13 protein-coding genes are annotated in these 12,309 nt (G+C 55.5%); 2 read left to right on the top strand and 11 right to left on the bottom strand.

The features are described 5' to 3' along the window. Nucleotides 1-10 precede the first annotated feature (10 nt). Complete coding sequence (locus tag J7412_RS09730; protein ID WP_209078481.1) at nucleotides 11-1,591, bottom strand: BCCT family transporter; 1,581 nt, start codon at nucleotides 1,589-1,591, stop codon at nucleotides 11-13. A 321-nt stretch (nucleotides 1,592-1,912) separates the two neighbouring features. Between J7412_RS09730 and J7412_RS09725 the strand changes: the two genes are divergently transcribed. Continuing rightward, on the top strand, nucleotides 1,913-3,103 hold the full coding sequence (locus J7412_RS09725; protein WP_209078480.1) for an MFS transporter: 1,191 nt from the start codon (nucleotides 1,913-1,915) through the stop codon (nucleotides 3,101-3,103). A gap of 65 nt (nucleotides 3,104-3,168) precedes the next feature. On the opposite strand, the gene J7412_RS09720 is transcribed toward J7412_RS09725, so the two are convergent. From J7412_RS09720 to J7412_RS09710, 3 genes are all read right to left on the bottom strand, one after another. Further along, nucleotides 3,169-3,783 carry a hypothetical protein gene (locus J7412_RS09720; RefSeq protein ID WP_209078479.1) on the bottom strand — a complete coding sequence of 205 codons (615 nt, stop codon included), beginning with the start codon at nucleotides 3,781-3,783 and terminating at the stop codon, nucleotides 3,169-3,171. A gap of 15 nt (nucleotides 3,784-3,798) precedes the next feature. Next, nucleotides 3,799-4,080 carry a hypothetical protein gene (locus J7412_RS09715; RefSeq protein WP_209078478.1) on the bottom strand — a complete coding sequence of 94 codons (282 nt, stop codon included), beginning with the start codon at nucleotides 4,078-4,080 and terminating at the stop codon, nucleotides 3,799-3,801. A gap of 278 nt (nucleotides 4,081-4,358) precedes the next feature. Then, nucleotides 4,359-4,979, bottom strand: a complete 621-nt coding sequence (locus tag J7412_RS09710) for a 2OG-Fe(II) oxygenase family protein (RefSeq protein ID WP_209078477.1) — start codon at nucleotides 4,977-4,979, stop codon at nucleotides 4,359-4,361. Between the two features lie 200 nt (nucleotides 4,980-5,179). On the opposite strand from J7412_RS09710, the gene J7412_RS09705 reads away from it, so the two are divergent. After that, complete coding sequence (locus tag J7412_RS09705) at nucleotides 5,180-7,345, top strand: methyl-accepting chemotaxis protein (protein ID WP_209078476.1); 2,166 nt, start codon at nucleotides 5,180-5,182, stop codon at nucleotides 7,343-7,345. 275 nt (nucleotides 7,346-7,620) lie between these two features. Here the strand turns inward: J7412_RS09705 and rplP are convergent, their stop codons facing one another. The 7 genes from rplP to J7412_RS09670 form a co-directional block, all read right to left on the bottom strand. Continuing rightward, nucleotides 7,621-8,034, bottom strand: a complete 414-nt coding sequence (gene rplP / locus J7412_RS09700; protein WP_209064820.1) for a 50S ribosomal protein L16 — start codon at nucleotides 8,032-8,034, stop codon at nucleotides 7,621-7,623. A 13-nt stretch (nucleotides 8,035-8,047) separates the two neighbouring features. Next, nucleotides 8,048-8,755, bottom strand: coding sequence for a 30S ribosomal protein S3 (rpsC, locus tag J7412_RS09695; protein ID WP_209064818.1), 708 nt, complete (start codon nucleotides 8,753-8,755; stop codon nucleotides 8,048-8,050). After that, nucleotides 8,755-9,135, bottom strand: coding sequence for a 50S ribosomal protein L22 (gene rplV, locus J7412_RS09690; RefSeq protein WP_209064816.1), 381 nt, complete (start codon nucleotides 9,133-9,135; stop codon nucleotides 8,755-8,757). The genes rpsC and rplV overlap by 1 nt, the downstream gene beginning before the upstream one ends. 3 nt (nucleotides 9,136-9,138) lie before the next feature. Further along, nucleotides 9,139-9,417, bottom strand: a complete 279-nt coding sequence (gene rpsS / locus J7412_RS09685) for a 30S ribosomal protein S19 (protein ID WP_209064814.1) — start codon at nucleotides 9,415-9,417, stop codon at nucleotides 9,139-9,141. 3 nt (nucleotides 9,418-9,420) lie between these two features. Then, on the bottom strand, nucleotides 9,421-10,263 hold the full coding sequence (rplB, locus tag J7412_RS09680) for a 50S ribosomal protein L2 (protein WP_209078475.1): 843 nt from the start codon (nucleotides 10,261-10,263) through the stop codon (nucleotides 9,421-9,423). 260 nt (nucleotides 10,264-10,523) lie between these two features. After that, nucleotides 10,524-11,090 carry a 16S rRNA (guanine(966)-N(2))-methyltransferase RsmD gene (gene rsmD, locus J7412_RS09675; RefSeq protein ID WP_209078474.1) on the bottom strand — a complete coding sequence of 189 codons (567 nt, stop codon included), beginning with the start codon at nucleotides 11,088-11,090 and terminating at the stop codon, nucleotides 10,524-10,526. After that, nucleotides 11,087-12,295, bottom strand: coding sequence for an FAD-dependent oxidoreductase (locus tag J7412_RS09670; protein WP_209078473.1), 1,209 nt, complete (start codon nucleotides 12,293-12,295; stop codon nucleotides 11,087-11,089). Before J7412_RS09670 ends, rsmD begins: the two co-directional genes overlap by 4 nt. Between the last annotated feature and the right edge of the window lie 14 nt (nucleotides 12,296-12,309).

Raw genomic sequence — 12,309 nt, 5'->3', positions numbered from 1 at the left:
TGGTGTTCGCTCAGCGACGGCGCTCGCGGATGAGGCCGATCATCACGGACACACACATCAGCATTAGAACGATGGCGAAGGGGAAGCCCGTGGCAATTGATGCCGCCTGAAGCGCACCAAGGCCGCCACCCAACAGCAACACAATCGCGATTGCGCCTTCCAGCACACACCAGAATACACGTTGTGCGGTTGGCGCGTCGGTCTTGCCGCCAGCGGTGATGGTATCAATCACCAAGGAACCGGAGTCTGAGGAGGTCACAAAGAAGACCACCACCAGAATGATGCCGATGAAAGACAGCAGCCCGGTCATTGGGAAGGCTTCAAACATCTTGAACATCTTCAGTTCCAGAGCCGCATCCTGCAGCGCCTGACCGGCACCGGAGGTCACCTGATCCAGCGCAGCACCGCCAAACACGTGCATCCAAAGCGCACCAACAACAGTTGGGATGATCAGAACGCACACGATGAACTCGCGAATGGTCCGACCGCGAGAGATGCGCGCGATGAACATGCCCACGAAAGGTGACCAGGAGATCCACCAAGCCCAGTAGAAGGCAGTCCAGCCCTGCATGAAGTTGGTGTCTTCACGGCCAACCCAGTTGGACAGCGCAGGCAGTGCTACAACGTAGTCAACCAGACCGGAGAAGAAACCAGTGAGGATGGCAACAGTTGGACCCACCAGAAGAACCAGCAGCAAGAGGCCAGCGGCCAGGATCATGTTGGCTTCGGACAGACGCTTCACGCCCTTGTCCAGACCGGCCACAACCGAGATCAGAGCAAAGATGGTGATCGCAATGATCAGAGCCACTTTCATCCCGTCGCTTACAGGCACGCCGAAAAGATAGTTCAGACCCGCCAGCGCCTGGCTTGCACCAAGACCCAGCGAAGTGGCCAGACCAAAGATGGTCGCGAACACGGCAAGGATATCGATGATATGACCCAGCGGACCCCATGTGCGCTCACCCAGCAGCGGATAGAACACCGACCGCATCGTCAGCGGCAGGCCACGGTTGAAGCTGAAGAATGCCAGCGCCAGCGCCACAACGGCATAGATCGCCCATGGGTGCAGGCCCCAGTGGAACACAGTCGCAGCCATCGCGAGGTCACGGGAAGCCGCGATGTCGCCCGCAGCAGCGCCAAGCGGCGCCCAGTCGGTGCGCAGACCGTTTTCGTCAGTGGCGATACCGCCAAACGAAGATCCGTAGTGGGAGATCGGCTCAGCCACCCCCCAGAAAACCAGACCAATGCCCATGCCTGCGGCAAACAGCATCGCGATCCAGCCTGCGTAGCTGTAATCAGGTTTCGCATCATCGCCCCCGAGGCGGATCTTGCCGTAGGGCGAAACCACCAAGAACAGAGAAAACACAACAAACAGGTTACAGGCGATCATGAAGACCCAGTCAAAATTGCTGGTCAGCGCCGGACGCAACCAGCCAAAGAAGGCTGAGGCTTGCTCATGAAACACCAATGAGAAAAAAACGAAGGCAACGATCGTTAAACCTGAAATGGCAAATACGGGGTTGTGAACATCCAACCCCAATACCTGCACATTGTCCTGACCGACCTCATAGTCGGTTTCTTGTTCTGACATGAAACTCCCCTTTCTGGATAAACTGCCCTAAGCCTCTCTTAGCGACGGAACGTCAACCCTCAAAAACCGACCCTTCAGACGGTTGAACCGTCGCTCTCACGCCTTATTCATGCTCTTTGTTAACCAATTAGAGAGCGACGACTCTGTGTCACTCCTGGGCCATCCCAGATGTGAGCCCTAACATTTCTGCATACACATTCTCCAGAACCTCGCTGAGTCGCGGCTTCGCATTCTCGTCTCAGTCCGAAAACTGCAAAGAACCTGGCGCCTCAAACAGAAGTAGTTCTCGCCCACTCTCAACCCATGGGTTAACAATTCAGAATGCTTCGCAATGTTCAGATTTTTCCGTGGTACAAATTTATCCAGTCCCTGATTTTCTGGCAGGCCACTTGGTTTCTCTATTTCGAAAGTCGACTGTCCGCCCCCGAGGCCATTTTGCTCTATGTGGTCTACGATCTGGCCACAACTTTGTTTGAAGTCCCCTCCGGCTATATGTCCGACCGACTGGGCCGCAAACGCACGCTCCTTGCCGCAGCACTAAGTTACGTTGCCGCCACCATTCTGCTGGTGTTGGCGGACGGGTTCACGCTCTTTGCAATCGCAAACGTATTGCTGGGCGCGGGCTGGGCCTTTGCTTCTGGAACTGACAGCGCGCTTCTATTTGAAAGCCTAAAGGCAGAAGGCCACGAAAAGGATCTGGAACATCATGAACTTAAGGCATGGCGGTTCAGTTTCGTAGCGCTTGCATTCTCTGCCTTCAGCGGAGGTATTTTTGCGCTCTGGGATGCGATCATCCCCTATGTGGCGACCGCCTGTGCAGCCATCGCCACAATTGGCCTCACCTGCCTGTTCAAAGAGACGCCCCATCTGACCACGCCGCCGCACCGCGAAAGTCTGCGCGCGCTGGCCAACAGCTTATCGCATCCAACGCTGCTCTGGTTGCTTGGCCTCGCGCTCGCGATGTATGCCTTCGGTCATATCCCCTTTGTGCTCGGGCAACCCTTTATCCGCGAGGCTCTGGACGCACGTGGGTTCGCCGCTCAAACCCCGCTGATTTCCAGCGGCGTGACATTCTCAATGATGCTGGTTTCTGTCCTGACCTCGCTTGTTGCGCTGAAGCTCCGCACACGTTTGGGTTTGGCTAGAACACTGCTTCTGGCCTTTGGCATACAGCTCGCCCTCACCGCAGCCTTGGCGATCTCCAACAGCCTGTTTGTCATCGCCCTGCTGCTCTTTCGTATGGTGCCGGACTCGCTGTCAGACCCATTCATCCGTGCGCGCATTCAGCCACTGCTGAGCAACGACATCCGTGCCACCTATCTGTCGGTGCAAAGTCTGGCTGGGCGCGTCCTATTTGGCATCATGCTCAGCTTTACCGCCACCCAAACCGAAAGCGGCGCACAATTGCCTTATGCGGAAATGCAGGTGATTTTCGCCGCCTACACGTTCCTCGGCTTGCTGCTCTTCGCAGCTCTCGCGCTAAGCGCCCGCCATGCGCAGCTCGACATGTGATCTCTGAGCCCCTCTGCGCTTGCCTCCAACCAAACGCAGAGGGGCGCATCCGAGGGGCTGTCAGATCAGTCAACAATAGGCGTAAGCATTTGCGCAAACGTCGTGTCAGGGGCCGCTGCCACACGCAGAGCACGTGGTGTCTTTGAACCACCAAAGGTGATTTGAACGCCGACATAGGCCTTCACCGAGTCGATGGTAACATCGCTGCCGTTGAACTGCTCTGTCAAAGACAGGTAATCGATGCCGGCATTCAGCATCACATCGCGCCCTTCGCCAATTGCCCCAATTTTATGGCGCACGTACAGGCCCGCGCCCGGCCCGTTCACAACATCAATGCCAAAGCCGGAGTCGATATCATTCTTGCCATCAGCATAAAGCGCATAGGCTCCAAAGAATGTGTTTCCAGAGGCCAACGCATACTCCGCTTGCAGCTTTGCAATCACAGCCTCATCCAGCGTTTCAGGATCTTCGGCGGCATTCACATCCATGAACAGCAATGAGCCGCCATAGGCCCAGCTGCCCCGTTCGACGCCAGCCCCTGCCCCCAGCAAGCGATAGGTCACATCCTGATCCGTGCTGTCGCCCAGAAAGTCGACCTGCCCCACCCCGGCGATACCGCCGACATAGAGACCTTCAGACAAATGCCCAAACTGCGCGGTCAGTTGTGCGGCAGTGTCCACGCCCTCATTGGTTTCTTATCCGGGCGCCACAAAATCCTCAAGCGACGTATTGCGGTAGTCCCCATCGATCCCAAACGTCAAACCGTTGTCCAACGTGGCTCCAAATCGGCCATTCAGAAAACCAGCTCGGAAGTCTTCCGGCTCATCCGGAAAGGACGACTGATTGAGAGCACTCCCGCCTTGATCAAAGACCTCCACGCCAGCGCCCACTTCGCTGAATGTGGTGATCTCTGCGTGCAAAGGTGCCCCTGCCGCGGTTGCAAGAACAACCACCGCCATTTGTATATTTTTGTTCATGTCGGTCTTGCCAGTTTAATTCCCCATGACCCAAAGGGCTGGTTCAAGACCCAAGCCGCTTGAGTAAAAATTTAACTATTGGGGTCGTCGCAGGCGAACAAGTTAACGCTGCGCCATAAGTTAACCTCAAGGCGACCTGTTGCCATTCCGCACTTAGATTCCACCTTGAATTGCACCTCAAAAAGCAAATCGCGGAGACCGACAAAGGCACCTCCGCGATACAGTCGCGATACAGCTGCAATACCGACGCGATACAGACGTAGATTTTGCGCCTTCAACTACTCCCAAACGTAGTTGAAGCTCACGCTGACACGCTCTTCTTCCGACATGTTCATCGGCACTTCATGGCGCAACCAGCTTTCCCACAGGAGGACATCGCCAACCTCTGGTTTTACATAGATAAAGGGCTGCAAATCCCGCCGCGCATCCTTCTGACGCACTGGCGCGGCCATCATCCGCCCGGACCGTGGATCTTCCAGTTTCAACGCGCTCGCTCCTTCGGGCATGGAGACATAAGTGGTGCCACTGATCACCGAATGCGGATGAATATGAGACGCATGCATCCCGCCCTCTGGAAGAATGTTGATCCAGATATCTTCCAGCCTCAGCGCACGCCCATCGAGGTTGAATTCCAGGTCCTTTGCGAAAGCTGCCACATGCAGGTCCAGCGCTTTGACCACATCCGCAAAGATTGGGAACCGCCAAGGCAAATCGGTGAGCGATGCATAAGAGGTGTAGCCCGGATAGGCATTGTTCTCGCACCATTCCTGCCCCGCTTCATCGTCTTCAGCGATCGAGAAACAAGAGGCTTCAAGCTCTGCGGTATCCACGGCAGGGCCTTGTTCAGACAAACGCGCCCGATAGAGCCGCGTCACAAAAAGAGATTCGATTGTAGACATGAGTCTTTCCTAGCGGTCGTCGCGACCAATGGCGAGACACTGAGTGAAACAAGGAATTACCGCTCTGAAAACATTAGATTTAAAATGGCAATTAGAATGCCAATTCGCCACCATATTCGCTGCTACGTTAAATTAACCCGTGGTTGCTACCTCTTTAGTCACATTGGCCATTAGCAATTTGCTAGTGAGGGGAAGAGAGCATGAAATCCAAGGTTACAGTCAATTTCGCGATCCTAACAATCATCGTTATGGCACTCACCGTAATGGGAGGTCTTGCGGGGATCTCGCTCTATTCTCATAAGATGCGCGATGACATGCAGCATCGGGTGCATAATATCGAAGAGGCAATGATTGCCGCTGAGAATATTAAGATCGAATTCCTTATGGCGCGGCGCGCGGAAAAGGATTTCCTTCTGCGACTGGATAGAAAGTATGTCGATCGCCACGCTGCGGTGATGACTGACCTCAACGGTTATATAGAGGAGTTGGAGGCACTTGTGGCAGAGCTGCCAGAGCTCCAAAGTGCTTCCGAACCGCTTTCCCATTTGAAAGAGCATATCTCTCTCTATGAGGAGAGTTTCCAAGAAATTGCGGCCAGTAATCAGCGCCTCGGCCTCACTCAATCTGACGGTCTCAAAGGCGAACTGAGCGAAGCCGTGGCCGCCATGGAGACAAGCCTCGAAGGCGTTGCGATCCCAGTCCTTCGGGTCAAAGTGCTGACCATGCGCCAACATGAGAAAGACTTTCTCCTCGACCCAAGCGCACATTGGCTGGGCGAAGTGTCCAAACGCATAGAAGAGTTCCGTGGCTTCCCTGTCTTCTTTTATGACAGCGCGGCACAGCGAGAAGGCATCCTGCCCCATCTAGATGCGTATCAGGCCTCTTTCACCGCCCTGGTGCAGGAAACTCTGACTGAGCTCGGCCAACGCAGCGATGCATCTGCCCATTTTGCAAATGCTGAACCGCTCATGGATCAACTGCTGAATGAGGTTCGAGGGGCGGCCAACAATATCCTGCTCGAAAGCGAGATCCTCAGCCAGCAGGCGCAAATGAGCTCCCGTTGGGCTGCCATTATAGGCGGCGGGCTCTTTGCCATTCTGGCGATCCTGCTTGCACGCGGCATCTCCCGACCGCTTCGAAAAATTGACAGTGTCCTGAAAAAAGTTATGGCGGAAGACTTCTCTAGCGACCTTCCGAAATCCCGCATTCGCGAGATGGCTGATATTTCAGAGGCTGTCGCAGTATTCCGAAATTCCGAAAAAACGCGCATCCACCTCACTCGGGAAATATCGAAAGTCATTGATGCTTGTGGCGAAGGCGACTTCTCCCGTCGGATAGACATCGGTAATTCCGACGGCGCCTTTGCGGAATTGGGACGCGGGGTGAACGCGATTGGTGAAGTGACTGAAAGAGGCCTTGGAGACGTAAAGGAAGCCCTCGAAATCCTAGGAACAGGAGACCTTTCTCACAATATGCCATCCGGACAGAAGGGTATCTTCAAAGATATCTCTGATACGCTTGATGATCTGGTCGGCAATCTTGATGGGATGGTGCGCCAGCTTTCCTCTTCGTCCAATGTCCTCAATCGCACATCGAAGGAAATCTCATCGTCGGTCGATGACGCCTCACGCCGCGGAGAAATTTCTGCCGCCTCCTTGGAAGAGACATCCTCTTCACTTCAAACCGTTGCGCAAACTGTCAACAGCACAGCCCAAAGCGCGCAAGAAGCACGGACACACGTCAACAACGCCCAAGAGAAGGCAGAAGCCACACGCACCGTTGCCGACCAAACGGTGGCGGCCATCCAGCGCATCAAAGAAAGCTCTGATGCGATTTCTCAGATCTCAGGTCTGATCGAAGATGTGGCCTTCCAGACCAACCTGCTGGCGTTGAATGCCGGCGTTGAGGCCGCCCGCGCAGGCGACGCAGGACGTGGCTTTGCAGTTGTCGCCTCCGAGGTGCGCGCTCTAGCCCAACGCTCGTCTGATGCGGCACATGAAATCAACACGCTTATCTCCAGCTCGCAGGCTGAGGTGGTGAACGGGGTTGAGCTGATGGATGAAACCGGAGACTCTCTCGGCGAGATCCTTCAAGCAGTGGAACAGGTGGTCGGCAAAGTGAATGAGATCGCGGAAAACGCCGCCGATCAATCCTCCGGCCTCGCGGAAGTCAACGCGGCGGTGGAAAGCCTGGATCACGACAGCCAGAAGAGCGCCGCAATGCTTGAGGAAACAGCAGCCTCCGGGCAAGTGCTGCTTGGAGAAGCTGAGAGCCTTGTACGGGCCATCTCTGGCTTTAAGCTCAAAGACCAAGCCACCGCAGACAGCGATGAAGATACGCTTGATGAGGAATGGGCCGCAGCCTGAACCATTAATGACAGAACAAATCAGAAAGCCCCGCAGCTCATGTGGGGCTTTTTTGCTTTAAGCGCACCATTGACGGCTCCGCGAAAAGGTGTCCTGTCTTTAAGGCTCTTTGCACAGTTGAATGAAACATGCAGAGCCGGGTTTTCTAAGACAAACTGCGAGCCACTTTGCGGTTAGACCTCGCGCAAAATCTTTCATGCCTCAAAAAGAAACCCCCCGCTGTTTCCAGCGAGGGGTCAATTCTCTGAAGATGGTGAGCGTCGCTCACCAACCTCTTACCAGTCTTCGCGAACGACGACGCGGGTTTTGACAGGAAGTTTCATCGCGGCAAGGCGCAGAGCCTCACGTGCGATGTCTTCGTCAACACCGTCGATTTCGAACATAACGCGGCCCGGCTTCACTTTGCAGGCCCAATAGTCCACGGAACCTTTACCTTTACCCATACGGACTTCGGTAGGCTTCGAGGTCACTGGGGTGTCTGGGAAGATACGGATCCAAACACGGCCCTGACGTTTCATGTGACGGGTCATTGCACGACGTGCTGCCTCGATCTGGCGAGCGGTCACGCGTTCCGGTGTGGTTGCCTTCAGGCCGAAAGAGCCGAAGTTCAGGGTGGAGCCACCCTTGGCTTCGCCTTTGATGCGGCCTTTGTGCATCTTGCGGAATTTAGTACGCTTTGGTTGAAGCATTGATCAGTCTCCCTTAGCGACGACCACCTGCACCACGTGGTGCAGGGCCATCCTGGACTTCTTGTGCACGGCGGTCACGCGCCTGCGGATCATGCTCCATGATCTCGCCTTTGAAGATCCAGGTTTTGATACCAATGATCCCGTAAGCGGTGGTCGCTTCCACATGTGCGTAATCGATGTCAGCACGCAGGGTGTGCAGAGGCACACGGCCTTCGCGGTACCATTCGGTACGTGCGATTTCGGCACCACCCAGACGACCTGCGACGTTCACCCGGATACCCAGGGCGCCCATGCGCATTGCGTTCTGAACGGCACGCTTCATCGCGCGACGGAAAGACACACGGCGTTCCAGCTGCTGAGCGATGGACTCGCCAACCAGCTGAGCGTCGAGTTCCGGCTTACGCACTTCAACGATGTTGAGGTGCAGCTCGGAGTCAGTCATCGTCGCGATCTTCTTGCGAAGAGTCTCGATGTCTGCGCCTTTCTTACCGATGATCACGCCAGGACGTGCGGTGTGAACGGTCACGCGGCACTTCTTGTGCGGACGCTCGATGATCACACGTGCAACACCAGCTTGCTTGCACTCTTTCTTGATGAACTCACGGATCTTGAGGTCTTCCAGAAGAAGATCACCGTAGTCCTTGGTGTCAGCATACCAGCGGCTGTCCCAGGTGCGGTTCACCTGAAGGCGCATGCCAATCGGATTGACTTTGTTACCCATTAGGCTTGCTCCTCAACTTGACGCACCTTGATGGTGAGCTCAGAGAACGGCTTGATGATCTTGCCGAAACGACCACGGGCGCGCGGACGACCGCGTTTCATGGTCAGGTTCTTGCCCACATAGGCTTCGGCAACGATCAGGCTGTCGACGTCCAGGTTGTGGTTGTTCTCGGCGTTGGCAATCGCGGACTGAAGGCATTTCTTCACGTCCTGCGCGATACGCTTGTTGGAGAAAGTCAGGTCGGTCAGAGCCTTCTCAACTTTCTTGCCGCGGATCATGCCGGCCACCAGGTTCAGTTTCTGCGGGCTGGTGCGAAGCATGCGAGTTTTCGCCATTGCTTCGTTTTCAGCCACGCGGCGGGGGTTCTTTGCCTTGCCCATGACTTACTTCCGTTTCGCTTTTTTGTCGGCCGCGTGCCCGTAGTAGGTACGGGTAGGCGAATATTCACCGAATTTCTGACCGATCATGTCTTCGGTTACCAGCACAGGAACGTGCTTTTTACCGTTGTACACACCAAAAGTCAGACCCACGAACTGGGGCAGGATGGTGGAACGACGGGACCAAATCTTGATCACTTCATTACGACCGGATTCGCGAACTGCTTCGGCTTTCTTAAGCACGTAAGCATCCACAAAAGGGCCTTTCCATACAGAGCGAGACATCTATTAACGCCCCTTCTTCTTGGCGTGACGCGAGCGGATGATAAGCTTTTGCGACGCTTTGTTTTTGTTGCGGGTACGCGCACCCTTGGTCGGCTTACCCCATGGTGTCACTGGGTGACGACCACCGGAGGTACGACCTTCACCACCACCGTGAGGGTGATCGATCGGGTTCATGACCACACCACGAACGCTCGGACGCTTGCCTTTGTGGCGCATACGGCCGGCTTTACCGAAGTTCTGGTTGGAGTTGTCAGGGTTGGACACGGCACCAACGGTGGCCATGCATTCCTGACGTACGAGGCGCAGTTCGCCAGAGGACAGGCGGATCTGAGCGTAACCACCGTCACGACCAACAAACTGAGCATAGGTACCAGCTGCACGGGCGATCTGGCCGCCTTTGCCTGGTTTCAGTTCGATGTTGTGAACGATCGTACCGATCGGCATGCCCGAGAACGGCATTGCGTTGCCCGGCTTGATGTCGGCCTTTGCAGACGCGATCACTTGATCGCCAACTGCCAGACGCTGCGGTGCAAGGATATATGCCTGCTCGCCGTCGTCATATTTGACCAATGCGATGAATGCGGTCCGGTTCGGGTCGTATTCGATCCGCTCAACGGTTGCCGTTACATCAAATTTGTTCCGTTTGAAGTCAACGATCCGGTAAAGGCGTTTCGCCCCACCACCACGACGACGCGAGGTGATCCGTCCGGTGTTGTTCCGGCCGCCCGATTTTGTCAGACCCTCAGTGAGGGCTTTGACAGGACGTCCTTTCCAAAGCTCCGAACGGTCGATCAGCACCAGCCCACGCTGGCCCGGCGTCGTCGGCTTGTACGACTTGAGTGCCATGCTTTCTGTCTTCCGTATAGCGCGCCAGACCTTAGGTTCTTGTCTTTGGTCCGGCTATGTTAAAGCCCCCCGAAGGTGGCCAAGTTTATAGGGCCCCGAAGGTCCCCGGTTCAAAAACGGTGCAGCCCCAGAACGAATCTGAGGCCACACGACTGGCGCGATTTAACAGGGATCGGAAAGGCTGTCTATAGCAGCGTCAAGATTTATTGGGGTTTGACGCACTGCACCGATGCCTACGCCCCAAGACGGCTATCGCGCCTTTAGGTATTGACCCAACGCAGGATTGTCACATGCGTGTCGCCGTACTTTCGGGCATCGATCATCTCGAACCCCTCTGGCGCCAGCTGGGGTGCATTCTCCTCCCAGACAATAAGCGCATCTTCGGCCAGCCAACCATGTTTAACCGCCTCAGCAAGCGCCTTTTGTCCGAGCGCCTTTCCATATGGCGGATCCAGGAACACCAAATCACAAGGGTCTGCTTCATTAGCGCGCAGTCGAGTGGCGTCCATTTTCAAAAGTAGCGTGCTAGCCTTAGCGTTGAGCCTTTGAATGTTGCTCTTGATGAGTTGTCCGGAGACGCGTCCGTCATCGACAAAGATCACATACTCAGCCCCACGAGACAGTGCCTCAAGGCCAAGCGCGCCCGTACCGGCAAAGAGATCCAGTACACGTGCCCCAGTTATAGGATCGCCAAACTTGCCGCCCATAAGCACGTTGAAAAGGCTTTCACGCACGCGATCCGCCGTAGGACGCAGATGTTTGCCCGCATCCCCTTTGCCCACAGCAGCCAGCGCTGTTCCGCGCCATGTTCCGGCAATGATCCTCACAGGCGCATCAAATCCTTGATCTCGATCGTCATGTCCGCAACCGCCTCAGCACTTGGCGACTTGCCGCCCTCGATCAGGCGTTTGCCGACCATATAGTCGCGTGCTGAATTCATCGCATCAACGGCAAGAAGCGTCTCGCCCTGATAGTACCAGAAGGACTTCGCACCATCGCCATTGTCACGGGACACGATGCGATCATAGCCCGAATTCAGCCCCGCAATCTGAAGTTTGACATCGTATTGATCTGACCAGAACCAAGGCTTCGCGACATAAGGTTTCTCGGCGCCCATGATGTTTTCCGCAACCACCTCAGCTTGATCAATGGCGTTTGGAACGCTCTCAAGACGGATTTGCTCCGCTTTGTAGGGGAAAGAGGCGCAATCCCCTGCTGACCACACAGCCTCAACATCCGTGCGCCCCAGCGCGTCCGTCTTGATGCCATTGTCCAGCGCGATGCCTGCGCTTTCCGCCAGTGCCGTATTCGGGTTCACGCCGACACCGACGATGACAAAATCCACATCAAGCTGGGTGCCATCCGTCAGCTCAGCACATACAACGCGCCCCTCGCCCTGCAAGCCTTTAAGGCCAAGGTTTTCCAGCACCTCTACACCATGAGCTGCATGCAGGTCGCGGAAGTAATTTGACGTTTCCGGCGCTGCCACACGTTGCAGAATACGCTCTGACATCTCAACAAGTGTCACTTTCAATCCCTTGGACGCAGCCACCGCTGCAGCCTCCAAACCGATATAACCACCGCCAACAATCAAAACACGGCGACCTTCGACAAATTCCGGGGCCATCGCATCGACATCTGCCAGATCCCGCACGACATAGACTCCGCCGAGATCGCCACCAATGGAGGCAGGCAATCTGTTTGGCGCAGCGCCCGTCGCAAGAACCAGATGATCATAGGCCAGCTCTTCTGCCCCAGTGATCACCTTTCGCGCAACTGTATCAATTGCCGTTACACGGGTACCAAGGCGCAGATTGATGTTCTGCTCCTCATAAAAGCTCTCAGGCCTTAAGAACAAACGCTCCAGCGCCATTTCCCCGAGCAAGTATTTTTTAGAGAGCGGAGGCCGCTGATATGGAAGCACATTTTCCGCCCCGATAAGCGTGATTTGCCCTTCAAAACCAAGTGCGCGCAGTTTCGCCACACAGGCCGCACCGGCCTGACCAGCGCCTATCACAACAACGTGCGTCACGTTACACTCTCCTC

The sequence above is a fragment of the Shimia sp. R9_3 genome (assembly GCF_017743755.1).
GTDB lineage: Bacteria > Pseudomonadota > Alphaproteobacteria > Rhodobacterales > Rhodobacteraceae > Shimia.
The sequence above is the reverse complement of the archived record's forward strand: the minus strand, read 5'-3'. Positions and strand labels throughout refer to the sequence as shown.